Origin of the sequence: Methanothermobacter sp. (assembly GCF_049720995.1) — an archaeon.
In the GTDB taxonomy this organism is placed as follows: domain Archaea; phylum Methanobacteriota; class Methanobacteria; order Methanobacteriales; family Methanothermobacteraceae; genus Methanothermobacter.
Map to the genome: position 1 here is coordinate 51,248 of NZ_JBNASF010000004.1, position 23,265 is coordinate 74,512.

Sequence of the window (23,265 nt, forward strand, 5' to 3'; positions counted from 1 at the left end):
ACTAATTAATTCTTCATGTCTTATTATTTCAGGTCCACTCATATGGGTTGAACTCAGATGGTGGAATGTACATGACCTCCGCATATCCCCTCCTGAGGAGTTCCCTGTTCATGTTGACCCCGTCAACGTAGACCACAGCGAGGACCCTCCCGTATTTATCATGCCTTTTCGCATCATCTATATCGAGCTGCACGGTCCTTGAGAGGCACATTGATTGCATGAAGTCCTTCGCCTCCCTGTAGCCTGGCTCACCCCTCTCAGGGGTGTTGACACCCACGAGGCGTATCCTCCCCGTACCTGAAACATCAATGGTGTCACCATCAACAACGTAGGTGCAGACACCGCTGGCATCATATTCACCTTTCCCGGAGGCATTACCTGTATCTGAGTTTATGTAATCATCTGGACCCACATCTGAGTAATTGCTGAGGTCCCGGTATTCTGATTCCTCTGAAACACACCCGGCCACCGCAAGAACAGCAAGTGCAAGGATAATCACAGCCACTCTCCTGATATTAACACTCCCCCTCTTCACTGTTAATAATATGAGTTTACATGTATATATTGATTTTGAATCATGGGGGGATGGACCCATGAACTGAAAAACATTTAATAGGATCGTCCCCCAATTCTATTAACATGGTTAAAATGGTGCTTGAGAGGTTCACGAAGGACTGGCGCTTCAGGGATGCTGTGGAACACATTGAAACAGTCCCAGCAAGGCGCGCTGAATACGCCGAGGTCAATGATCTCCCTGAAAACATCATGAAGTACCTTGATGGGCACGGCATCAGACTCTACCGCCACCAGGCCAAGGCCCTTGAGGCCATAAGGGAGGGGAGGAATATCCTCATAACAACCCCAACGGCCTCAGGGAAGACCCTTGCCTTCAACCTCCCCATAATGGAGACCCTGACCCTTGATGGGAGTGCAACAGCCCTCTACATCTACCCTGCCAAGGCACTCTCAAGGGACCAGCTGAAGGTTCTGAGGCAACTGGAATCTGAGCTTGGAATCACACTGAACCCGGCAACCTATGATGGGGACACCCCCAGGGATATGAGGCCATGGATACGTGAGAACTCACGGGCAGTCCTCACCAACCCACACCAGCTCCACCGTGTACTCCCCTGGCACCACCAGTGGAGGAGGTTCTACAGTAACCTCAGGTACGTGGTGATAGATGAGGCCCACCAGTACCGCGGCGTCTTTGGATCAAGTGTGGCGCTCCTCATAAGGAGGCTAAGGAGGATCTGCAGGCATTACGGTTCAGATCCCAGGTTAATCCTTGCAAGCGCAACCCTGGCCAACCCAGATGAGTTCTCAGCTAAACTGACCGGCCTGGATTTCCATGTCATCTCAGGGGACACATCACCCTCAGGAGCCAGGCACTTCGTACTCTACAACCCCTGCAGTAAGAGGGGGGATCCATCGGCGCACCTTGAAACCTCATCCATACTCACCTACCTTGTTCTGAGGGGTGTTCAGACCCTCTGCTTCACGGTTTCAAGGAAGATGGCTGAACTTGTAACCCGGTGGACCCGTGAACAGCTTGACAGGGAAAACAGGAAGCTCATTGACCGTGTGACATCCTACAGGGCCGGTTACCTTGCGGACCAGAGGAGGATGATAGAGTCCAGACTCAGATCCGGGAAGCTCCTTGGTGTAACCACCACCAATGCCCTGGAACTGGGCATAGACATCGGGTCACTGGACGCTGTCATAATATCAGGCTACCCGGGAACCATGATATCCACCTGGCAGCAGGCAGGCAGGGCCGGGAGGAACAGGAATGATTCCCTTGTGATCCTGGTGGCATTCGAGAACCCTCTGGATCAGTACATCATGAAGAACCCGTCATTCATCTTTGAGAGGCCCCATGAGAACGCCATAATCAACCCTGAAAACCGGTTAATACTCAGGAACCATACCGCCTGCGCGGCCTCAGAGTTACCACTCACCCTGGACGACTTCCTGGACTACGGCTTCAGCATGGCGGTGGCAGGGGAGATGCTGGGAGAGGGCGAACTTGAAATCTCACATGGGGGACTGGTGTGCAGCGACGACCCCCAGTTCAGGTATGGCCTGGATGACATCTCATCCGAGACATTCACGGTGATATGTGATGGCCGGACACTTGAGACCATGAGCCGCTCCCAGGCATACAGGGAGGCCCATGAGGGTGCGGTGCTCATGAACCACGGCAACACCTACATAGTGAGGGACTTTGATCTGCGGAAGAGGAGGATAACCGTTGAGAGGAGGGACGTGGAGTACCACACATCAGTCCTCAGGGAGACAGAGCTCAGTGTGATCAGGAAACTCAGAAGGAGACGTTTGGGAAGCCTTGAGGTTAACTTCGGGGAGGTTGAGGTTACAGAGCACTACACCGGTTACAGGGTTATGAGCTACAGCAAGGTCATGGGGAAGAGGGACCTGGACCTCCCACCCCTCAGGTTCAGGACCAGGGCACTCTGGTTCACAGTACCAGAAACCCTCAGGGCGAGGGTTGAAGGGAAGTACGGGTGTGATGAAGCATTTGAGGGAGGACTCCACGGGGCTGAGCACGCCCTCATAGCACTGTTCCCCCTCCATGTGCTCTGTGACAGGATGGATATAGGGGGACTGTCAACCCCATGGCACCAGGACACACAGGAGGCAACGGTATTCATCTACGACGGCTTTGAGGGTGGAATAGGACTTGCCGAGAAGGGTGTTGAGGTCTTCGAGGACCTCCTTAAATCGACACTTGAACTCGTAGCATCCTGTGGCTGCAGTGACGGGTGCCCATCATGCATCTACTCACCAAAATGCGGTAACGACAATTCACCACTACACAGGGACGCCGCCGTAATGATACTTGAACACCTCATGGGCAGGGTCTCGGGGGTTGCTGAGGAGGAAAGCAGTGGGGAGACCCCTGATGCCCTGGAGGAGGTTGAACTCCTATGCAGTGAGGGCAGGCTCTCTGATGCCAAGCTGAAGCTGCATGAGATCCTCGAGGAGGAACCCGCCAATGCGGGGGCATGCTACCTCATGGGGGCCATCCTCAGGGAACAGGGGGAGGCTGAGATGGCAGATTACTTCCATGAGAGGGCCAGGAATGGAATGCATTGATATGGGGGATACTGGATGTTTGAGAAACTGAAAGGAGACCTCATGATGAAGTACGAGGGGGTGGAACTGGAGGAGGCCATTGGGGCATCCAGGATTACCGCTGCGGGTAAGGAGGCGTTTGAGGTATCCTGCAGCAGGAGGGTGAGGTTCAGGGTTCGCGAATCAGCGGATGACATCCTCTCCGACCTCAAGCTCCTCAGGGGTGTCGGGCCGGTCACCGAGGAGAGGCTGAAATCTGAGGGGTACCTCACGGTTCCCGACCTCCTTGCACATGAAAGGTACAGCCATGAGGCCTCAAGGGTCCTTTCCATGATGGAATCAGGGGATGTGTACGGCCTGAGGTGTTACCTCAACGCCTCAGCATCAGATGAGAGGGTGCTCGGTGCACTGGGACTCCTTGATGGTGGGGTGTTCACCTTCCTTGACATCGAGACCCTTGGGCTCTCAGACGAACCTGTGATACTCACCGGCATGGCCTGGATTGAGGATGGTGAGATCCATGTTAGGCAGCGCCTCGCCCCTGAACCCTCCATGGAGGCCGCCGTCCTTGAGATATTCCGGCACATCCCATCTGACTCTGTTCTTGTAACATTCAACGGGGCAAGCTTTGACATCCCCTATATAAGGAGGAGGTCAGAGATCCATAAACTGAGTAACCGGCTGGAGCAGTGTCACATTGACCTCTACCATGTTTCAAGGCGCCTCTGGGGTTGCAGACTCCCTGACTGCAGGCTCTGCACGGTTGAGAGCCATATCCTGGGTCTGAAGAGGGACCTTGATATTCCAGGGGCATATGTGCCTGACTACTACCACACCTACCTCTCAACAGGTAACCCGGGACCCCTTGTACCTGTGGTGGAGCACAACAGGGAGGATATAATCAATATGGCCCTTATACTCTCACACATCAACGCCGGGTCCACTGATTGAACGGTTATGATGCTGATGGGGATTCTGGAAGTGAAAAACCCAATAAATAAATATTCCCTTTAACATAATATCTGGTGGTGTTCTACATGGATATCCTGATTCTTGTAAACCGGCTGGCCGGGCTCATCCTGGGGGTCATGATAATAATCTCATGTCTCAGGATAATCTCAGAGCTGAGGTCCAGGGAACTTGCGGTCTCCATGCTCTTCCTTAAGAGGCGCGAGTCCAGGATCATATCTGCATCCATATTCCTATCATCGATCTTCACGGTTCTTGTGGGCCTCACATTCGTGGGAGGACAGTCAGAATTTGTGGTTGAGGGCCTGCTGAACCTGAACGCCCTCTTCCTCCTTGTGGCTGTTGGCCTCCTTGCCTCTGTTATGGGGGGTGATGCCTGATGTTTCCGGGATGGCTCATCATGATACCACCCATCCTGACCCTGTACTTTGCATTGAGGATACTCCTCAACAACCTGAGATACAGTGAGGCGGCCCTGGGAATGCTCTTCTCCAACATCAATGAGACCACACTCCTTCTGAGGGTATTCGCTGTTTCAATGATACTGTTCTCGACCACACGGGTGATGGATCTCATTGACCTCCTTTACCCCATACCCTGGAATGATGAGATAGTAGCCGCCACCATATGGGTGGTTGACATCATCCTTGTATATGTCTTCTACAGGGTTGCCGCCACAACAGCACCCCGGGAGAAGAAGATCTGAGATGAGTGCAGAACCAGCTGCCGATGGTCTGAGTATAAACATGAATGGAGGGCCTGCTGCTTTCGGTGCATTATATAACTGTTGAGGGAGAATCTGAATGGATAAATCTGCAAGGAAGATCATCGAAAGAGAATTTGAGAACCTGAGGGAGAAACTCCTTGACCTCACAATGCGAAACCAGCTCCTGAACTTCAGGCCAAGGTCAAGGACGGTTGAGGTTGTGAACCACGACCCTGAATACATATACACCTACCTTGTCCTGAACGGGGGTAAGATGAAACTGGCCCCCAGGAGGGAACCTGAAGGGGAGATTGACCATGGTAACGACATGGAGGAACCTGACAGTGAGGTGGATGCCGGTGATTACCTGGTGGACCCTGAACATGCACCCGATGATGAGAATATCCTCCTGACTGACCTCACAGAATCCGAACTCCAGAGGAGGCTCTTCTACATCAACCAGAGGGCCAGGACGATGATCCAGGAGCAGGGCTACAACATACTCTACCTTGCCCTGGGCTTCCTTGAGTGGATGGCCGCAGATGAGCCTGACATCAGGAGGGCGCCCCTGATTCTTGTCCCGGTGGTCCTTGAGAGGCGCAGGGCTGGCTCATCATTCTCACTACGCTGGGATGGCAGTGAGATCATAACCAACATGTCACTCCAGGCCAGGCTCAGGGAGGAGGGAATAGAATTACCCGGGTTCACGATGCCCCAGAGCCCGGCAGGCATCTCAGAGTACCTCAGAAAGGTTGAGGATGCGGTGAAATCCATGGATGGCTGGGGGGTCACCGATGAGGTCCAGCTGGGTTTCTTCTCATTCACCAAGTTCCTCATGTACATGGACCTTGACCCTGCATCCTATTCAAACTGGGATGAGATCGTTGAGCGCCCCCTCCTCAGGGCCCTCTTCTCCATTGAAATCGATGAGGACGATGGGGAGGTGGACATAGACAGCATCCCCTACGAGGACCTCTACCACGTGGTTGACGCCGACTCATCCCAGATCGCGGTTATAGAGGATGTCAAGGCCGGTAAGAACCTTGTGGTTGAGGGTCCCCCTGGAACAGGGAAGTCCCAGACCATAGTGAACCTTATAGCCGAGCTAATGGCCGCGGGAAAGACCGTGCTCTTTGTGAGTGAGAAGATGGCAGCCCTCGAGGTTGTGAAGAGCAGACTGGACTCCATAGGCCTTGGAAGGTTCTGCCTTGAACTCCACTCCCACAAGGCCCGGAAGAAGGACGTCCTCAATGAACTGGAGTCAACCCTCATGGAGGCCGAGGCAGAGAGACCTGATGCTGAGAGGGAGTTCAGGAGGGTGGAGAAACTGCGCGATGAGCTCAACGAGTACAGGAGAGCCCTCCATGAGCCGCTGTACAGTATACAGCTTTCACCCTTCCAGTTATTCGGGATGAAGGAGAGTTCAGAGAGGTACTTCGATGGGGACCTCCCATTCGTAAGGATACCCTCACCTGAGACCATAACCCCCGATGAGTGGGACGAGGCCCTCGTGGAACTGAGGAACCTTGCAAAGCTCGCCGAGCTCCTCCCACCCCTACATGAGAACCCATGGTCAGGCACCGATCCCGGGATGATGCTACCCTCAGATGTAAGGGAACTTGAGGTTCTCCTGGAGTCAGTAATTAAGGTTACCGATAGACTGATTGCTGCACTCAGGGAATTCCAGGACAGGTACGGATTCAGCCCAGTTAAAACGGTCGGGGACCTTGAGAGGCTCGGTGAGGTTGTCTCTGTGGTTGCAGAGTCACGCCCCTTCGACCTTGGTGTTCTTGAATCGGAGATCTGGGACCGCTACAGGGCCGATGCCTTCACCCTCCTTGATAAGCTTGAGGCCTACACACACAGGAGGGAGATACTTGAGAGGTTCCATGAATCTGTCCACAGCGCGGATCTGGAAGCACTGCTCAGGGAGTACCTCAAGGAGTCGTCCAGCAGGATAAAATTCCTCAGCGGAAGGTACAGAAAGGTAAGGAATGAGATAGATGCCCTCTACGTTGGAAGGGCCCCCGAGAATGACTATGAGATTGTGGAGGATCTTGAGAACCTTATTGATGTCATGAGCCTCAGGGGGGAACTTGAAAGGTACAGTGGTGTGGCTGAGAGGTTCTTCGGTTCAATGTGGAACCCTGAAAACCCACCCATCCAGGACTTGAGGGCCACCGCAGAGTGGATAGTCAGGTTCAGGGACCTCCACAGTAAGGGCCTCATATCAGAGAGGACACTCAGCTGCATCTCGGATGGCCTTGATGGTGATAGGATTCTCTCTGAATTCAATGAAATCCTCAGAATTCACGGTGAACTTGAGGATAAACTCTCAAAGCTACAGACAAGGATAAACACCCATGCCCATGTGATATTCAACTCCCCCCCTGAGGAGGTCCCGTTCCGTGCCTGGAGGTCAAGGGTTAAGGCCTGGAGGGATGCCCTCAACCTCCTCCCCCTCTGGTCCCAGTACCTTGAGAAGAAGAGGCTCTGCATGAAGACCCGTGGCGCGGCATTCATACCGCTCATAGAGTCCGGGATAATCAGCATGGATGATATAAGACCTGCAATGGAGGGTAACCTTGCAGATGCACTCCTTGAGAGGGCCTTCAGGGATATACCCGCCCTCTACACCTTCATCGGTGACCTGCATGAGGCCAGGATAAGGGAGTTCAGGGAGCTTGACTCAAGGATAATCGAGCTCAACAGGAAGAGGCTCATATATAAGCTCAACAGTAACATGCCAACGGTCTTTGGCGGGGCGGCTCCGGACTCTGAGGAGAGCATCCTCAGCGGTGAATTCACACGTAAGAGGGGGCATATGCCCCTCAGGAAGCTCCTTAAACTTGCAGGTGGCGTTATAAAGAGAATAAAGCCCTGCTTCATGATGAGCCCCCTCTCCATTGCACAGTACCTTGACCCCAGGAGCAGCGAACTCCAGTTCGATGTTGTGATATTCGACGAGGCATCACAGGTTAAACCAGAGGACGCGCTGGGGGCATTCCTCAGGGCCAGGAATGCTGTGGTTATGGGTGACACCAATCAGCTCCCACCAACAAGTTTCTTTGACCAGATGCTTACATCAGAGGAGGACTCTGAGGACGTGGCCACAGCGGCTGATATTGAGAGCATACTCCACCTCTGCAAGAGGAGCTTCCCTGTCAGGATGCTCAGATGGCACTACAGAAGCCGGCACGAATCCCTCATTGCGGTGTCAAACCAGGAGTTCTATGACAACAGGCTCCTGGTGTACCCTTCACCCTCAAGGGAGGATGATGAACTGGGACTCCACCTCAGGTACCTTCCAGACACGGTATATGAGCGTGGGAGGACATCATCAAACCCCCTTGAGGCAGCAGCCGTTGTTGAGGCCATAGAGGAGCACTTCATGAGGTACGGCACATCAAGGAGTCTCGGTGTCGGTACATTCTCTGTTGCCCAGATGAACGCCATCCTCGAGGCCCTTGAGGAGAGGTTGCGTGAGAATCCTGAGCTTGAAAGACTCATAAATCAGGAGACCGATGAGCCATTCTTCATAAAGAACCTTGAAACCATACAGGGGGATGAGAGGGACGTTATCTTTATCAGCGTGGGTTACGGCTTTGATGAGAACGGACGGATGTCCCTCAACTTCGGGCCCCTGAACCAGGAGGGGGGTGAGAGGAGGCTGAACGTCCTCATCACCAGGGCCCGTGAGAAGTGTGTGGTGTTCACCAACTTCAGGGCATCGGACCTTAAAACCGGACCAGGAACCCCCTTCGGTGTCAGGGCACTTAAGAGGTTCCTCAGGTACGCTGAGATAGGTGTGCTTGACTCAGATTCTGCAGGCACCTCACAGGGCCTCTTTGAGGATTCTGTATACGAGTTCCTGGTTGACAATGGATTCGAGGTTGACAGGGGCGTTGGCTGTGCCGGTTTCAGGGTTGACTTTGCGGTTAAGGACCCCGATGATCCTGGCAGGTACATTGCAGGGATCCTCACCGATGGTGAGATGTACAGCAGGGCGGAGGTTGCAAGGGACCGTGACAGGCTCAGGGAGGAGATCCTGAGGAACCTGGGCTGGAACATCATCCACCTCTGGTCCTCGGACTGGTACCGCAACAGGGATGAGACACAGAGGAAGGTTGCAGATGGACTCTCTGAGATAGTTGAGAAAACAAGGAAATCTCGGGAGGCAGATGAGGCTACTGAGGTGGAGGTTGAGGAAGGGCCAGTTGAGGTCCATGACCCTGACACACCTGATGTGGTTGGGGAGGGTTCATCTGGATCCACTGTTGAGGAAATTTCATCTGGATCCACTGTTGGGGAGGGTTCATCTGGATCCACTGTTGAGGAAATTTCATCTGAATCCGCCGTTGGGGAGGGTTCATCTGGATCAACCATAGAGGAGCAGGATTCAGCAGAACCAGTGGAACTTCCTGATGAATCCCGGGGGGAGTCCGTTGCCAGTTACATTGAGTACAGCACCGATAAACTGAAAAAACCCGACGACCTCTACAAGAACCCCACACCGGTGATATCATCTGTTGTGAGTGAGATAGTATCAATGGAGGGTCCGGTGCATGTAGAGGAGGTTATAAGGCGTATAAGGGAGTCGTGTGGGCTTAGAAGAGCAGGGAGAAGGGTGAGGAGCATAATAAACTCTGCAATTGAGATGGCTGAGAACAACGGCAACATCAAGCGAAGCGGTGACTTCCTTCTCCTCACAGAATCCATGCCTGTCACCGTGAGGAGGAGAACTGGCAGGATTGACATCTCCCTCATATCCCCCATGGAGATCGAGGAGGCTGTGAGGATAGCCCTGAGGTCCACATCAGATATGGATGAGGTTGTAACGCGGGTCTCAAGGATGTTCGGCTTCAAAAATACCAGCAGGAAGACTGCCACAGGTATCAGGAAGGTCATAGAGGAGATGACCAGGAGGGGTGAGGTTGTGGTTGAGGATGATAAGATCAGACCAGGGTAACGTCCGGATACCGGAACCATTCAAATTCGCATGGAGGCTTATATGAACCCCTACTCAATCATATCCCTGCTGGCATCTGTGATTGCATTCTACACATCCGTATTCATCTACTACAGGAACCCCCGGAATAACCTCAATCTGCTCGTATCGAACCTTGGTGTTGCTGTATCATTCATGGCCTTCACCGAGTTCGTCTACCGGACGGTGGCGACACCAGGGGATGCCATGATATGGCTGAGGCTTAGTCTCCTCTGGCCCATCATCCCGGCGATTCTCCTCCACACAGCCCTCACCTACACAGGAAAGAGGGTGGGTAAACCGGTACTTGCAGTGATCTATGCACCCGCGATTGTATTCATATTAACGGGACTCATGACGAACCTGTTCATTTCCGGTCCACTACTCACATATTATGGCTGGACCTACGCCCTCCCGGAACCCCCTGTGGTCTTTGCACTCTTCTCGCTCTGGACCGTTACCGTGACACTGACTTCGGCAGCCATCACATTCAGGGACTACCTGAGATCTGAGGGATACAGGAAGAGGGAGTCCCTTTACATATTCACAGGTCTTTTCGTGCCGCTGATTGTGAGCTTCACAACCGATTTCATTTTCAGGGATCTTATGGGGATGGTCTTCCCTGAGTTCACCCAGACAATGCTGGCCCTTGGCCTGCTCTTAATAGCCTATGGTGTCTGGAGGTACGATTTTCCGGAGCTCTCACCTGCCATCGCGGCGAGGAGCATAGCTGAGGTGATTCCCAGCTTCCTCATCATAACGGACCTTGAGGGTAGGATTACAAGCTGCAGCAGGAGCGTCCATGAGAAGCTATCCTACAGCTCCAGAGACCTCAGGGGTAAACCCTTCTGGAACCTCTTTGAGCCATCTGACAGGGAGATGCTGAGGGAGCTGGTCTCGGGTTTCAGTTCATCTGAAATGGAGACCCGGATAATCTCAGCGGACGGAAAGATGACTGACGTTCTCCTCACAGCATCCCCCATCAGGGGGCGCTTCAGGGAGCCCATTGGCTTTGTATTCATTGCAACGGATATAAGCCTGCAGAGGAGGGCCACAGAGAGGCTCCGTGAGAGTGAGATGAGGTTCAGGGGAGTTGCCGATAACATCTCAGATGGTATCGCCATAACCGATGAATCAGATACCGTGATCTACTGGAACCGGGCACTTGAGGAGATAACATCCACTGGAAGGGACGATGCTATGGGAAGGAAGATTCCTGAGATATGCTCTGAGGTGATCCTTGAGGCCCGTGGGGATGACGAGTTCCTGATAGAGGGTGAAAGGGTGGTTCAGATCTCAAGGTTCAGTATCATGCCCGGCCTCAGGGCTGTACTTGTGAGGGATGTTACAGAGGCCAGGCGCTATGAGGAATCACTGATATCCGCCCTCAGGGAGAGGGAGACCCTTATAAGGGAGATACATCACCGTGTAAAGAATAACCTGCAGATAATATCAAGTCTCCTGAACCTGCAGAAGCCCTACATAAAAGACCCTGAGGACCTCAGGATATTTGAGGAGAGCCAGACCCGTATAAAGTCCATGGCCATGATACACGAGAGCCTGTACCAGTCGGAGACCCTCTCAGAGATAAACATGAGGAAATACATCTCACGCCTTGTAACCGAAATCCTCTCAACCTATGGGGCCTCAGGTATCGTATCAGACATCAAAGTGGAGGAGGTGAGCCTCGATATTGAGGTGGCGGTGCCGGTGGCCCTCATAGTCAGTGAGCTTGTCACAAATTCAATAAAGTACGCCTTCCCTGATGGTAAGGGGAGAATCATAGTGAGCTTCAACCTCTGGGAGGGGGTGTACCTTCTGGATTACAGGGACACGGGTCAGGGGCTTCCAGAGGATTTCAGTTCAGGTTCATCGGATTCACTGGGGATGACCCTTGTGAGGGCCCTTGCTGATCAGCTTGATGGTGAACTTGAAGCCTTCAATGAGGGAGGGGCGGTTTTCAGGATAACCTTTCCTGAGAGAAGTTCCTGACGCTGTGATGGAAAGGACTAAATTATCAGGGGACATATATGTACATGGTGATAACATGATCCCCTATGGACGTGAATTCCAGGTGGCCCAGCTCATATCCACAGTTATAACCGGTTTGAGTCTGATCTACATGGTGAGGGTCTCTGCCCATGACGGCAGATGGATCCAGATGACCATCGCGGTTTCACTGCTCTTCGTATCAACTGTATTGGGTTTTATGAGGGAAATGATGGCATTTGATCTTATGAGAACCCTTGAGTGGTTCTTCATCATGCTTGCAGCTGCAGTGTTCCTCTATGCCTCGGTGAGGTCCAACAGAAAGCTGGAGGCTGAGACATGATAATAATCCTCCTCAAGGCAGCGGCCCTCATATTCATAACCCTTGCAGCGGTGGTTTCTGTGAGAAACTACATGCTCACGAGGTTCGCGTCGGGGGTCTGGGGATTCGTGTCCATGGGACTTGTAAGTGGCGCCATAATCATAGCTGTGAGGTTCATAAAGGAATTCATACCCCTCATTGAGCTTGAGGTGGTTAAGATCTGCCTTCTTCCAGTTATGATGGCATTCATCCTTGCAGCGTCATTTGAGCTTAACAGGGACATACTGAAACCCATCTAGTTTTACTACAGTTATAGGGGTGCTCTGATGCCTATCTAGTCCTCATCTTCATCTATCCCCTCTAACCTTGCGATCTCATCAACCCAGTCAAGGCAGTAGTTCTTCTCCTCGGCCCTCCTTATGAGTATTATTCCCGTCACAGCCCCAAGAATACCGCCTATGAGATCCGTGAGAAGGTCCATCATGGTATCGGTCAGGGGGTCCATCACAGGGGACCCCTGCGTTGGGCCAGTGGGGAGGAAGTGTTCTATGTGCCTGTAGAGGTGGTGGTCGTAGCCGTACTCAACCAGTTCAAGGAGGGCCCCTATACCCAGTGTCACGAATATTATGAGGAAAGCCATTATGAAGAGACTGGTCCTTATCTTTCCGTATACGTAGGCTGTGTACATGAGCATCATCCCGATGAGGGCCACTATGAAGGGGACTGTGAAGTGCATGAACTTGTCATAGTAGGCTATCCTCCCGTAGAGGCCGAAGGTGTTGCCAAGTACATACTCCAGTGCAACCACGGTCAGGAAGAGGATCTCTATCTCAACAGGGATGACGCTGAGACCATCGGGGTGTCTGAGGGCCGGGAGGTACACCACGGCCACCGCAAGAAGCGTCATGAGGCCGAAGACCTTTGTACCCCCTGCTCCGAAGACAACTATTATCACGCCCATAGCCACAAGGAATATCCTCATTGCCGTAAGCAGCTTCCTCTTCCATGAACCGTTCTCTCTGCATTCATCCATACTTCAACCTCTCTGCTATCCTGCCAAGCTTTTTCCCCTGCCGGTTGGAATGACAGCACCCAGCGCCCTCCCCTCTGCTATCATTGTCCCGCTGAAGATGATGTCCCTGAATTCACCCTGGGGATATCCTCCTTTGAGTAGGGTCCTCTTCAACAGGGAATGCACCCCTCAGGACTGATTCATACACATGGGGGTTATTTGATTCAATAAGCCTTATATCTGTGGGTGAACTTTCACAGGCTCACGGCACGATTATATAACCTGGAAAGAGAGGGTCCTGGGGGGATCCTCATTTCCTTTCTCTTCCTGATTATGGTGGAATATGATTCAGTGAATTTCTGAAGTGACTCAATGGCCTCTGCCTCAGGGCCAGAGGGGTGATTTTTCCTGGTTCATCAAGTGCTCCGCACATCCATTTCATATATTCTCTTCAAGGGAGTCATTCAAGCACCATGTGTTTTGAATACCCTTATTTCTATGTAATCTGTTCTGAATAAGCTTTATGAGGTTCTTCCTTTTTTACTGGGAAAAAAGTTTATTGAAAGATGAAGATAGTATACAGGGTGATCATCATGAATGTGATAAAGAGGAGGGGTTCAAGGGAGTCCTATGACCCATCAAAGATACGGGCCGCACTTGAGAAGGCTGCCATTGATGCAGGTTACAGTCCTGAGGAGAAGAGGGAGATCATTGAGAAGGTTTACCAGACCGTTACAGAAAGGATAGAGGGTGAGGATGAGATCAAAACTGATACCATACGGATGTGCCTTTTAACTGAGCTTGATAAGTGCGAGCCCTACATTGCAAGGTCCTGGAGAAGATTTGAGAAGAAATATAAGGGTTAGGGTTTTCTGAATTTCATTTTTTTAGATCTGGGAATTGGTTTTGTAGTGGTTTTGGGGGGGTACAGGTGATGGGGAACTGCAGTTGCTGATCTGGGAATTGGTTTTGTAGTGCTCCACCCTTTATTTGAAGGTTTAAGGTTTAGGGCCTCTCATCGCATCATTTTTTTATTTGTGTGATGTGACCCACCTGATATCGACATGTATATATATTGCATATAGATACATGTATACCGCTAATGGAGGTTTTAAGTATGGAGAAAAAATACGTTGCCATGGTGGCTCTTATTCTGGTGATTGCCGGAGCGACCATTTATGGAATTTTAAACAATGAAAGCAAACAGATACTTAGAATATCCACCACAACAAGCCTTGAGGATACCGGACTTCTTGATGCAGTTGAGGCTGCATTTGAGAAAAGATACCCCAATATCGATGTGCAGATAGTTTCAGGTGGAACGGGTATAGCACTTGAGCGCGGAAAGAGAGGTGATGCAGACCTTGTGATAGTCCACGATAAAAAGAGGGAGAAAGAGTTCATAGAGGAAGGCTACGGCCTTAAGAGATACCCCTTCGCCTACAACTACTTCTACATCGTGGGACCCGAGAATGACCCCGCTGGTGTGAAAAATGCGAGTACAGCAGAGGATGCATTCAGAAGGATACTTGAGGCCGCAGAGAAGAACCCCTCTGTTAAATTCGTATCAAGGGGGGACAACTCCGGGACAAATTCAAGGGAGATAAAGATCTGGAAGAACATAACAGACTACAACGCAACCGTCAATGGATCATCATGGTACATTGAAACCGGCAGCGGAATGGCTGACACACTCCGGATTGCAGACCAGAAGGGGGCCTACACACTCACAGATTCAGGCACATACCTTGCCTACAGGGACAGGATCAAACTTGTAACATACCTCACAGAGGACAGATCCCTCCTCAACGTCTACTCAGCAATACCCCTCAACCCCTCAAGGGTTAAGGGTGTAAACAGTGCAGCTGCAGAGAAATTCGTTGACTTCCTCATGAGCAATGAATGCCAGAAACTTATATCAGAGTACGGAAAGGATAAATACGGCCAGCCACTCTTCACAGCCCTCTTCGGAAGGGCTGAACCAAAAAGCTGAAATATGAACAGGGATATTTAATTCATAAACCATAAATCTTTTAACTATTTTTTTTTTCATGGCTTTAAGGAGAGGCTGGGGATTGAACGAGATAATCACAGGATTCATAAGGGCCCTTGAGCTCATGGCATCACTTGACCCTGAACTCATGGATATAACCGCAAGAACACTCATGGTTTCCCTCTCATCAACAGCCCTTGCATCTGCAATTGCGGTACCCGCAGCAGCAATGATTGACTCAGCGGAATTCAGAGGGAAAAGGGCGCTCCTCAACATAATACAGACCCTCTACAGTATCCCCACAGTACTCGTGGGCCTCTTTGTATTCCTCCTCATATCACGCTCAGGGCCCCTGGGTCCACTCAACCTCCTCTTCACACCTGCCGGTATGATACTGGGCCAGACCATACTCATACTTCCACTGGTAACAGGCTTCAGCATCACAGCCCTCAGGAGCGTTAAACCGGAGCTCAGGGACCTTGCAAGATCCCTGGGTGCCACCGAGTTCCAGGTTATGCTGAGGGTCCTGGAGGAGGCAAGGTACGCGGTCATGGCCGCAGTAATCCTGGGATTCGGGAGGGCAATCTCAGAGGTCGGGGTCGCGATAATGCTTGGTGGTAACATAAGGGGCTTCACAAGGGTTATAACAACCGCCATATCCCTTGAAACCTCAAGGGGAAACCTTGAACTCTCAATAGCCCTTGGTATAATACTCCTCATAATATCCCTCGCCGTCAACACCCTGCTGAACCATTTCCAGGAGAGGTGATAAAATGAAGGTGCATGAAATCCATCCAGAGCCGGTCTCCACACAACCGTTACCGGAGGTTTGATGAAATGAACGTGCTTGAACTCCATGGTATAAAAAGGGTCTACAATGGTGTGAGGGTCCTGGATGATGTGAATCTGGAGGTCAGGGATGGTGAGACCCTGGGGATCATAGGCCCTACAGGGGCAGGGAAGTCAACACTGCTAAGGATAATCAACCTCCTTGAAAGGCCGGACTCGGGTGAGATAATCTTTCAGGGTGAAAACGTCGCTGAAAAGAGGGAGGTTGATGTCAGGAGAAGGATGGGTATGGTATTCCAGAACACCCCTGTATTCCGCGGTACTGTGGGGGAGAGCATCCTCTACGGCCCCCATGTGAGGGGGATGAAACCAGAGGCCCGGGAGGTCCGGGAGGTCCTTGAACTGGTGGGCCTTGAGGACGCCTCAAGGAAAACCACTGAACTATCAGGTGGTGAGAGGCAGCGCCTGGCCCTTGCCCAGGTACTCATAAACCGGCCTGAACTTGTGCTCCTGGATGAGGCAACATCGAGCCTTGACCCGGTATCCACGAGGAGGATGGAGGAGGTCATAGCTGAGCTTGATGTTACAGTGGTACTCACAACCCATGACCTCATCCAGGGGCAGAAGCTCTCTGACAGGATCGCCATACTCAACAGGAGGATACTCCAGGTGGGTGAACCATGGGAGGTGTTCAGGAGGCCGGCGAGCCGGTTCGTTGCAGAGTTTGTGGGTGCAGAGAACATCCTCAGGGGAAGGGCGAGGGTAACCCCTGACGGTGTAACAATCATAGAATGTGATGGTGTGAGTATCTACTCGTCAGAGAAGGCTGAGGGTGTGGTTTCGGCCACTGTGAGGCCCGAGGATATAACTGTCTCCTGGGGGAGGGTGGAGTCAAGTGCACTTAACCAGCTTAAGGGTAAAGTGAAAGCGATACGTGATTCAGGCTCCCTGCAGGAACTTGAGGTGATGTGTGGCGGTGAGATGTTCACTGTCCACATGACAGCAAGGTCACTCCATGATATGGGGATCACCACAGGTTCAGAGGTCTGGCTTGAATTCAAGGCATCAGCGGTCCATGTAATCAGATGAAGCGCCTCGGGTCGGTTTCAATGTCCACTAACACCGGTCCATCTGTTCTGAGGGCATCTGAAACAGCCTCCTCCAGTTCACCCGGTTCAGTGACCCGGATTCCACGACCACCACAGTTTTCAGCGAACCCTGCAAAGTCACAGTTCTGGAGTTCTGTCTGCCAGTTGGGGAAACCCTCAACCCGCTGCTCCTGCATTATCATCCCGAGGCTCCGGTTGTTGAGTATGAACACCCTCACAGGGAGACTGTACTTCACCGCGGTTAGAAATTCCGCCATGACCATGGAAAAACCCCCATCCCCTGTTATACATGCCACCTCCCTATCAGGGAACTCAAGCTGCGCCGCAATTGAGGCTGGAAGCCCGAATCCCATTGAACCAAGATACCCTGAGAAGAGGAGCCTCTGGGTGCCCTTCATCTGGAAGTTCCTTCCAAACCACCAGCCGTTCTCACCAACATCAAGGGCTATGATGGCCCCATCATCAAGGAGTTCACTGAGAACAGCCATTATGTACTGTGGCCTTATGGGCCTTGAGGATGGGTCAATTTCAGATTCAAGAAGCTCCAGCCACCCTGCCCTGAGTTCCCTGAGCTCTGCCCTGTAGGAATCCCTACTCCTCTCACGGGTCATGGAGAGAAGCCCGGGTACTGTGAGTGAGGATCGACCCTCAAGGCCCATCTCCACGGGGTGGCGCCTTGCGATCATGAGGGGGTTGGTGTCAATTTGCAGGATCCTGCCAGGGGGTAGCTGTGTGAGGTCAGAGAAGGACGACCCGATGACAATGAGGAGATCTGATTTCCTGACAGCATCGGCCGCTGCAGTGGACCCGAGACTCCCGTGACACCCCAGGTAAAGGGGGTGATGGTTATCAACAACCCCCTTTCCCCTGAATGTGGTTACAATCCCGGCACCTATCCTCTCTGCAAGTTCAACAACACTTTCAGCGGCTTCAAGCGCCCCGAAGCCCGCGATTATTATTGGACGCTCTGCAGAATCAATTAAGGATGCAGCATTCTGTAACTGGCTTCTGGGGACGGTCACGGATACCGGCGCAATTGAGCCGGCCAGCGGCCTCACATCTGCACTGCACTCCATTGTCTGGACGTCCCTCGGGACGTCAATATGTGAAACGCCCTTCTCAAGGATGGCGTGTTTCAGGGCCTCCCTCACAATCTCAGGGGTCTCATCAGGGCTTATGAGTGTCATGTTGTACACTGTCAGGGACTCGAAGAGGCTGCGCTGGTCTATCTCCTGACTTGCACCTGTACCTATCCTGTAGGTTTCAACCTGCCCTGTCACAGCTATCACTGGCGCCCTGTCAAGGGCCGCGTCCAGGAGCCCTGTTATTAGGTTCGATGCCCCTGGGCCAGCCACGGCCATGCAGACCGCGGGGTGCCCTGTGAGCTTACCATAAGCGGATGCCATGAATGCCGCCGCTGCCTCATGGCGCACCTGTATGTACCTCACGTCACTGTTCCTCCGTATGGCATCAACAAGTCCCAGTGTTGAGGTGCCCGGGATCCCGAAGACGTACCTCACACCCCAGGCTGCAAGCTGTGCTATAAAGACATCCGAGACCGTCCTCCCGGTTTCCATGGAGCTGGACTCCAGCCTCACGAAGGCATCCTTTGGTGCGTTACACACAGGGCAGCGCCAGTCACCCGGCAGGGAGTCGAATTCGCCCTCATATTTCTCATGGAAGATGTAATTGCATACCGTGCACCTGAAATCTGCCATCTGAAGCCCTCACTTCACCCTGAGGGTGCCCACCACAGGGAACCTTTCAAGGAGTTCCCTCCCATGGGGTGCGTCCTCCAGCTCATGGGTGAGATCCCCTCCTGCCCTGTGGATGACCTGGTGGCGCCCATCCCTCCAGAGAAAGCTCTCTGATACATCGTAGACCCTGCCGTCAAAGGCGACGTATGCGGGACCTGAAATCCCATCAAATTTTCTGAGCTCCTCCGGGGTGAATTCCCTCATTCCAACACCCGGGGAGAGACTATTCAAGGAATTTCCTCACAAAGGGTGAGGTTTCACCGCGCCTCATGAAGTGCCCTGAGGGACCCTCACCCAGGAACTCTGAGAACCATGACTCATGCTGTATCTCCTCGTGGAGTATCGAGAGTGCGAGGTCATAGGTCCTGTGGTCCTTACCGGCTGTTATATTGCATATGTGGGTGTACTGCCTCACAGCGCACCTCTCTGCGGCAACAAGGACCTCCAGTATCTTCATCGTGTCCGTGGTCTTCTCGGGGAGGTACGCCGGGGGGCAGCCTGAGATATCATGGAATTTCGTATATCCTTGGGACAAGTGCCTCAAAGTGGTTCCGATCCTCTATCCTTGCAGATTCCGCGATCTCCTTTATCCCCTCACCATCAAGGCCTATCAGGTTGGCCCTGAGTATCGTGTAGTAATAGAAGGTTGTGAGTTCCGCCGCGGCGTTCTTCACAAGGAGTTCAACGAGTTCATCCACATCCATACCTGAATTTTCAACCATCTCACGGGTAACCCGGGCCATACTATCACCTCTGAATATTATGTATAACATCCCTAATAAAATGTGATAGTGAATACCCTTCCAGATCAATTTCTGAAAAAATTTCAGGAAAGTGCCAGGTCAAGTATCATCATGAGAACAAAACCCAAAAGGGCGGATACCGTTGCAAGGTCCGTGTTACCCCCGCTCTGACACTCAGGGATGATGTCCTCTATTACAACGAATATCATGGCACCCGCAGCAAAGCCAAGGGCATATGGCATGACCCATGAGAATGAGTAAACCAGAATAGCGCCGGCAACTCCCCCGAGGATCTCAACGAGACCCGATACCTGGCCATAGGTGAAACTCCTCCACCTGGATAGGCCCTCACCCCGGAGGGGCAGGGAAACCGCGGCCCCCTCAGGGAGGTTCTGTATGCCTATACCCAGGGCCAGGGTGATTGGGGCTGCAAGTTCACCTGTGGCTGCAGCGGCCCCGAAGGCAACACCAACCGCAAGCCCCTCAGGGATGTTGTGTATGGCAACAGCCAGGAGAAGGAGCCTGTTCCTCCTCCAGGTCGTGGGGAGCCCCTCTGCATCCTCAGGGTCGCATCCAGGGTGAAGGTGGGGCATGATCCTGTCCACACCTGAAAGGAAGAGCCCCCCTGCAAGGAAACCAAGGGCCGGCGGTAACCACTCAGCATACCCGTTGAGGGCTGATAATTCAATTGCAGGAACCAGGAGCGACCAGAAACTTGCAGCAATCATGATACCCGCTGCAAAGCCAAGTGAAGCGTCAAGGAGTTTCCTCTCAGCCCTTACAGGCAGAAAGACCAGGGCCGCACCTGCAAGTGTCATGAGCCAGGTGAAGACAGTTGCAAGGAATGCGTTGAGGATCGGGTCTGCAGGGTTCATTGTAGAGAGTATGTCTGTGGTAACCTAATAAAGTTACACGAAAAAAACATCCTGAGAACTCAGTGCCCTGGAAAACATTAATTAGTCACCACCGGTTGTTGCACTGTTCCCGGGGGGAAAACATTAATATACTCACCACCCAATCTATGAAACAGTCACGATGACAGGATCACTCTGCAGGAAAGGGGAGGCGTGTACAGAGAACCAGAAGAGGGCCGTTAAGAAGACCGACGGGCCACTTGTAATTGTGGCAGGACCCGGTGCCGGGAAAACAAGGGTTCTTGTTGAGAGGACAGCTTACCTTGTTAAGAGAAAGGGGGTTAGCCCTGAGAATATACTCGTTATAACCTTCACAGAGAAGGCAGCCCATGAGCTGAAGTCAAGGCTCATAAACTGCGTTGGACTGGACGCCGAACTCATGCAGATATCAACCATACACTCATTCTGCAGCACCATACTGAGGGATCACCCTGAGGAACATGACCTTGGAGCAGGATTTGAGATCCTGGACGAGGAGTCCCAGCTGATGTTCCTCAGATCGGTCTTCTACAGGATCGGTCTGAACAGCTTCATGAAGATGGGTGAGGTCCATGAGGCAATAGAATTCTTCAACAGGTGCACCGAGAACTGCGTGGACCCGGATGAACTCATGGAGGCCCTCAAAAAACGTTACCCTGAGAAGAGGAGATACCATGGCATGGCAGCCTGCTACGGCCGCTACCTCCAGGCCCTGAGGGAAGAGAAAAAGATAGACTTCCCTGGACTCGAAAAGGAGGTTTACATGCTCCTTGAATCAAACAGAGATGTCCTTGAATCTGTCAGAAATAAATACCGGTACATAATGATAGACGAGTACCAGGACACTAGCCCCATCCAGGAGAGGATATTCAGGAAAATAGCAGGACCCGAATCAAGCATATGCGTTGTTGGGGATGAGGACCAGAGCATCTACGGCTTCAGGGGGGCCACCCCTGAGAACTTCATAAGGTTCAGGGATGAATACGATGCAGATGTGGTGTTCCTTGAGGACAACTTCAGGTCAAGGGCAGGGATAGTGCTCACAGCCGACAGGTTCATGAGGGGGGAGAGGCACTACCGGAAAACAATAAAACCGGTCAGGGATGGCGGGACAGACGTGGTGATACTGAAGAATCGCGACGTCAACTCTGAGGCCCGGAACATAGTATCCCTGATAAAGAAACTCAAATCCACAGGCAAAATCCCTGACTACGGATACGTTGCACTTCTATTCAGGAGCGTTCGCTACCATGCAGACAGGGTGCTCAGGGAGCTCAGAAGTGAGGGGATCCCCTACATAGTCCGCGGTGATGGATCATTCCTCAAAAGGTACGAGGTAAGGAGCATGCTCTACTTCCTGGCCTACGTGGACCCCCCTGATTACGATGGTAAATTCAGTGGAAGATGGGGTGGCTGGTGGAACATCTCCATGTTCCGTGGCGACTTCCTGGATCTAGGTAAGGAAACACTGGAGGCCCTTGAATCCCTTGAAAGGAATGTGAAACTCTCAGATTTCAGCTCACCCCAGGAACTCGAGGACGCAGGTATCCGGGGTGAGGATGCAGAGAAGATACTTGGCCTCAACAGGATCAGGGAGGAACTTGAAGACGGTTCACTGACTGTGCTCCAGGCCTTCTACAGGATACTGGAGGTGACAGGTTACCTCAGAAGACTCATCCTTGATGGTACCGACACAGCCAGGGCAAGGATATTCAACCTTGCAAGGCTGAGTTCCCTCATAGATAAGTATGAGACAATAAAACCAGGGGCAAGGATACAGGACATCCTCTGGTACCTCTACCTCCTCCCCGGGCACCTCCACCATGACGAGGCCGTACTGGAGGACCCGGCATCAGTGAAGGTGATGACCGTCCACCAGGCGAAGGGTCTAGAGTTTCCGGTTGTGTTCATCTGCTCTGTTATAAATGGAAGGTTTCCTGGCAGAAAAAAGAAGAGGAAGGAACTCGTGCCCATTCCCAGGGAACTGCTTCTCTCATCTGGAGAACCCGAGGATGAGGACCGGCGGCTCTTCTACGTTGCAATGACAAGGGCCCAGGACGCACTCATCATCTCCACTGCACCCCGCATCAACACGAGGAAGGTGGGGATCTCACCATACATCAACGAGCTGAGGGATAGGTGCGGAATATACGAGTGTGAATGCACATCCATCGAGGGGTGCCTTGAGAGGGAGTGGCCCGAGGATCCGCTGAGGATCAACTTCTCGGCCCTCTTCACCTACGAGGAATGCCCCTTCAGGTACATGATGATCTACCATTACGGCTTCGTCTACCCGGAGACCTTCATGCAGCGCTATGGCATCATACTCCACAGGTGCCTTGAGGAGCTACACCTTGCAATGAAGAATTCAGAGGACATAAACGGGGCATTCATAAGGGAACTCGTTGAAAGGTGCTGGATACCCATGGGGAGAGACGATGAGGTGAAAAAGAGGCGCCTTGAAAGGGAACTCCTCAATTACTACCGTGACACCAGGGACCATATCCATGAGGTTGTTTCGGTGGAGGAGCCGTTCTCCATACCCGATGACGATGTAATAATAGAGGGCAGGACTGATCTCATCATCAGGAACTCTGAGGGTGAACTGGAGCTTGTGGACTTCAAGGCCCGGGAGCATGGGGGGATTGAGAGGATGGCCCTGGAGTACCAGCTACGGACCTACGAGTATGCGCTGAGGGAAAGATACCATTTCGACAGGCTCTCTGCATATGCCATAAGGGACTCCATGAGGATATCATTTGATTCTGACCCCAACTTCACTGTGAGGGAGAGGATAGAGGATACAGTTGAAAAGATAAGGAGGGAGTGTTTCGAGCCCCGGAGGAATCGGTTCTGCTCAAGGTGTGTATTCAGGAACCTCTGCGGGATGAACGATTGAG

The 23,265-nt window shown here is 52.3% G+C and carries 21 protein-coding genes; 13 read left to right on the plus strand and 8 right to left on the minus strand.

Going from position 1 to position 23,265, the window contains the following annotated elements; genetic code table 11:
- Positions 1-28: 28 nt before the first annotated feature.
- Positions 29-394, minus strand: a complete 366-nt coding sequence (locus ACPLJI_RS02385; RefSeq protein ID WP_424731502.1) for a thermonuclease family protein — start codon at positions 392-394, stop codon at positions 29-31.
- A 254-nt stretch (positions 395-648) separates the two neighbouring features.
- Here ACPLJI_RS02385 and ACPLJI_RS02390 point away from each other — a divergent pair, with 254 nt between their 5' ends.
- The 8 genes from ACPLJI_RS02390 to ACPLJI_RS02425 all read left to right on the plus strand — a co-directional run bounded on the left by ACPLJI_RS02390 (position 649) and on the right by ACPLJI_RS02425 (position 12,368).
- Complete coding sequence (locus tag ACPLJI_RS02390) at positions 649-3,117, plus strand: DEAD/DEAH box helicase (protein WP_424741109.1); 2,469 nt, start codon at positions 649-651, stop codon at positions 3,115-3,117.
- Positions 3,118-3,132: 15 nt separating this feature from the next.
- Positions 3,133-4,047: a ribonuclease H-like domain-containing protein gene (locus ACPLJI_RS02395; protein WP_424731480.1), complete on the plus strand. Its 915-nt coding sequence runs from the start codon at positions 3,133-3,135 to the stop codon at positions 4,045-4,047.
- Positions 4,048-4,133: 86 nt separating this feature from the next.
- Positions 4,134-4,445 carry a hypothetical protein gene (locus ACPLJI_RS02400; RefSeq protein ID WP_424731479.1) on the plus strand — a complete coding sequence of 104 codons (312 nt, stop codon included), beginning with the start codon at positions 4,134-4,136 and terminating at the stop codon, positions 4,443-4,445.
- Complete coding sequence (locus ACPLJI_RS02405; protein ID WP_424731478.1) at positions 4,445-4,771, plus strand: hypothetical protein; 327 nt, start codon at positions 4,445-4,447, stop codon at positions 4,769-4,771. Before ACPLJI_RS02400 ends, ACPLJI_RS02405 begins: the two co-directional genes overlap by 1 nt.
- Positions 4,772-4,868: 97 nt before the next feature.
- Positions 4,869-9,740, plus strand: a complete 4,872-nt coding sequence (locus tag ACPLJI_RS02410) for a DUF3320 domain-containing protein (RefSeq protein WP_424731477.1) — start codon at positions 4,869-4,871, stop codon at positions 9,738-9,740.
- A gap of 42 nt (positions 9,741-9,782) precedes the next feature.
- A complete protein-coding gene (locus ACPLJI_RS02415; RefSeq protein WP_424741110.1) occupies positions 9,783-11,750 on the plus strand; it encodes a histidine kinase dimerization/phosphoacceptor domain -containing protein in 1,968 nt (655 codons plus the stop codon).
- A gap of 55 nt (positions 11,751-11,805) precedes the next feature.
- Positions 11,806-12,090: a hypothetical protein gene (locus ACPLJI_RS02420; protein ID WP_424741111.1), complete on the plus strand. Its 285-nt coding sequence runs from the start codon at positions 11,806-11,808 to the stop codon at positions 12,088-12,090.
- Positions 12,087-12,368 carry a hypothetical protein gene (locus tag ACPLJI_RS02425; RefSeq protein ID WP_424731474.1) on the plus strand — a complete coding sequence of 94 codons (282 nt, stop codon included), beginning with the start codon at positions 12,087-12,089 and terminating at the stop codon, positions 12,366-12,368. Before ACPLJI_RS02420 ends, ACPLJI_RS02425 begins: the two co-directional genes overlap by 4 nt.
- Before the next feature lie 35 nt (positions 12,369-12,403).
- On the opposite strand, the gene ACPLJI_RS02430 is transcribed toward ACPLJI_RS02425, so the two are convergent.
- Positions 12,404-13,102 carry a hypothetical protein gene (locus tag ACPLJI_RS02430; RefSeq protein ID WP_424731473.1) on the minus strand — a complete coding sequence of 233 codons (699 nt, stop codon included), beginning with the start codon at positions 13,100-13,102 and terminating at the stop codon, positions 12,404-12,406.
- Positions 13,103-13,117: 15 nt separating this feature from the next.
- Positions 13,118-13,255 (minus strand): hypothetical protein, encoded by a 138-nt coding sequence (locus ACPLJI_RS02435; protein WP_424731472.1) that lies wholly within the window; start codon positions 13,253-13,255, stop codon positions 13,118-13,120.
- Between the two features lie 419 nt (positions 13,256-13,674).
- On the opposite strand from ACPLJI_RS02435, the gene ACPLJI_RS02440 reads away from it, so the two are divergent.
- The 4 genes from ACPLJI_RS02440 to ACPLJI_RS02455 all read left to right on the plus strand — a co-directional run bounded on the left by ACPLJI_RS02440 (position 13,675) and on the right by ACPLJI_RS02455 (position 16,952).
- Positions 13,675-13,947: an ATP cone domain-containing protein gene (locus tag ACPLJI_RS02440; RefSeq protein ID WP_424731471.1), complete on the plus strand. Its 273-nt coding sequence runs from the start codon at positions 13,675-13,677 to the stop codon at positions 13,945-13,947.
- Between the two features lie 251 nt (positions 13,948-14,198).
- Positions 14,199-15,074 (plus strand): substrate-binding domain-containing protein, encoded by an 876-nt coding sequence (locus ACPLJI_RS02445; protein ID WP_424731470.1) that lies wholly within the window; start codon positions 14,199-14,201, stop codon positions 15,072-15,074.
- Positions 15,075-15,156: 82 nt separating this feature from the next.
- On the plus strand, positions 15,157-15,843 hold the full coding sequence (locus ACPLJI_RS02450; protein WP_424731469.1) for an ABC transporter permease: 687 nt from the start codon (positions 15,157-15,159) through the stop codon (positions 15,841-15,843).
- A gap of 14 nt (positions 15,844-15,857) precedes the next feature.
- Positions 15,858-16,952 carry an ABC transporter ATP-binding protein gene (locus tag ACPLJI_RS02455; protein WP_424731468.1) on the plus strand — a complete coding sequence of 365 codons (1,095 nt, stop codon included), beginning with the start codon at positions 15,858-15,860 and terminating at the stop codon, positions 16,950-16,952.
- Here ACPLJI_RS02455 and ACPLJI_RS02460 read toward each other — a convergent pair.
- From ACPLJI_RS02460 to ACPLJI_RS02480, 5 genes are all read right to left on the minus strand, one after another.
- Positions 16,945-18,690: a thiamine pyrophosphate-dependent enzyme gene (locus tag ACPLJI_RS02460; protein WP_424731467.1), complete on the minus strand. Its 1,746-nt coding sequence runs from the start codon at positions 18,688-18,690 to the stop codon at positions 16,945-16,947. The two genes, ACPLJI_RS02455 and ACPLJI_RS02460, sit on opposite strands and share 8 nt — an antisense overlap.
- A 9-nt stretch (positions 18,691-18,699) precedes the next feature.
- Positions 18,700-18,933 (minus strand): cytochrome b5 domain-containing protein, encoded by a 234-nt coding sequence (locus ACPLJI_RS02465; protein ID WP_424731466.1) that lies wholly within the window; start codon positions 18,931-18,933, stop codon positions 18,700-18,702.
- Positions 18,934-18,952: 19 nt separating this feature from the next.
- Complete coding sequence (locus ACPLJI_RS02470) at positions 18,953-19,273, minus strand: ferritin-like domain-containing protein (protein WP_424741112.1); 321 nt, start codon at positions 19,271-19,273, stop codon at positions 18,953-18,955.
- A complete protein-coding gene (locus ACPLJI_RS02475) occupies positions 19,236-19,472 on the minus strand; it encodes a hypothetical protein (RefSeq protein ID WP_424731464.1) in 237 nt (78 codons plus the stop codon). Before ACPLJI_RS02475 ends, ACPLJI_RS02470 begins: the two co-directional genes overlap by 38 nt.
- An 83-nt stretch (positions 19,473-19,555) precedes the next feature.
- Entirely contained in the window at positions 19,556-20,347 is a 792-nt protein-coding gene (locus ACPLJI_RS02480) for a ZIP family metal transporter (RefSeq protein WP_424731463.1), read from the minus strand.
- Positions 20,348-20,507: 160 nt separating this feature from the next.
- On the opposite strand from ACPLJI_RS02480, the gene ACPLJI_RS02485 reads away from it, so the two are divergent.
- Complete coding sequence (locus ACPLJI_RS02485; RefSeq protein ID WP_424741113.1) at positions 20,508-23,264, plus strand: ATP-dependent DNA helicase; 2,757 nt, start codon at positions 20,508-20,510, stop codon at positions 23,262-23,264.
- Position 23,265: the final 1 nt, after the last annotated feature.

Excerpts from the sequence above, each read along its gene's own strand:
- ACPLJI_RS02390 (WP_424741109.1), top strand. The coding sequence starts at position 649 with ATGGTGCTTGAGAGGTTCACGAAGGACTGGCGCTTCAGGGATGCTGTG.
- ACPLJI_RS02395 (WP_424731480.1), top strand. The coding sequence starts at position 3,133 with ATGTTTGAGAAACTGAAAGGAGACCTCATGATGAAGTACGAGGGGGTG.
- ACPLJI_RS02400 (WP_424731479.1), top strand. The coding sequence starts at position 4,134 with ATGGATATCCTGATTCTTGTAAACCGGCTGGCCGGGCTCATCCTGGGG.
- ACPLJI_RS02405 (WP_424731478.1), top strand. The coding sequence starts at position 4,445 with ATGTTTCCGGGATGGCTCATCATGATACCACCCATCCTGACCCTGTAC.
- ACPLJI_RS02410 (WP_424731477.1), top strand. The coding sequence starts at position 4,869 with ATGGATAAATCTGCAAGGAAGATCATCGAAAGAGAATTTGAGAACCTG.
- ACPLJI_RS02415 (WP_424741110.1), top strand. The coding sequence starts at position 9,783 with ATGAACCCCTACTCAATCATATCCCTGCTGGCATCTGTGATTGCATTC.
- ACPLJI_RS02420 (WP_424741111.1), top strand. The coding sequence starts at position 11,806 with ATGATCCCCTATGGACGTGAATTCCAGGTGGCCCAGCTCATATCCACA.
- ACPLJI_RS02425 (WP_424731474.1), top strand. The coding sequence starts at position 12,087 with ATGATAATAATCCTCCTCAAGGCAGCGGCCCTCATATTCATAACCCTT.
- ACPLJI_RS02430 (WP_424731473.1), bottom strand. The coding sequence starts at position 13,102 with ATGGATGAATGCAGAGAGAACGGTTCATGGAAGAGGAAGCTGCTTACG.
- ACPLJI_RS02440 (WP_424731471.1), top strand. The coding sequence starts at position 13,675 with ATGAATGTGATAAAGAGGAGGGGTTCAAGGGAGTCCTATGACCCATCA.
- ACPLJI_RS02445 (WP_424731470.1), top strand. The coding sequence starts at position 14,199 with ATGGAGAAAAAATACGTTGCCATGGTGGCTCTTATTCTGGTGATTGCC.
- ACPLJI_RS02455 (WP_424731468.1), top strand. The coding sequence starts at position 15,858 with ATGAAATCCATCCAGAGCCGGTCTCCACACAACCGTTACCGGAGGTTT.
- ACPLJI_RS02460 (WP_424731467.1), bottom strand. The coding sequence starts at position 18,690 with ATGGCAGATTTCAGGTGCACGGTATGCAATTACATCTTCCATGAGAAA.
- ACPLJI_RS02465 (WP_424731466.1), bottom strand. The coding sequence starts at position 18,933 with ATGAGGGAATTCACCCCGGAGGAGCTCAGAAAATTTGATGGGATTTCA.
- ACPLJI_RS02475 (WP_424731464.1), bottom strand. The coding sequence starts at position 19,472 with ATGGCCCGGGTTACCCGTGAGATGGTTGAAAATTCAGGTATGGATGTG.
- ACPLJI_RS02480 (WP_424731463.1), bottom strand. The coding sequence starts at position 20,347 with ATGAACCCTGCAGACCCGATCCTCAACGCATTCCTTGCAACTGTCTTC.
- ACPLJI_RS02485 (WP_424741113.1), top strand. The coding sequence starts at position 20,508 with ATGACAGGATCACTCTGCAGGAAAGGGGAGGCGTGTACAGAGAACCAG.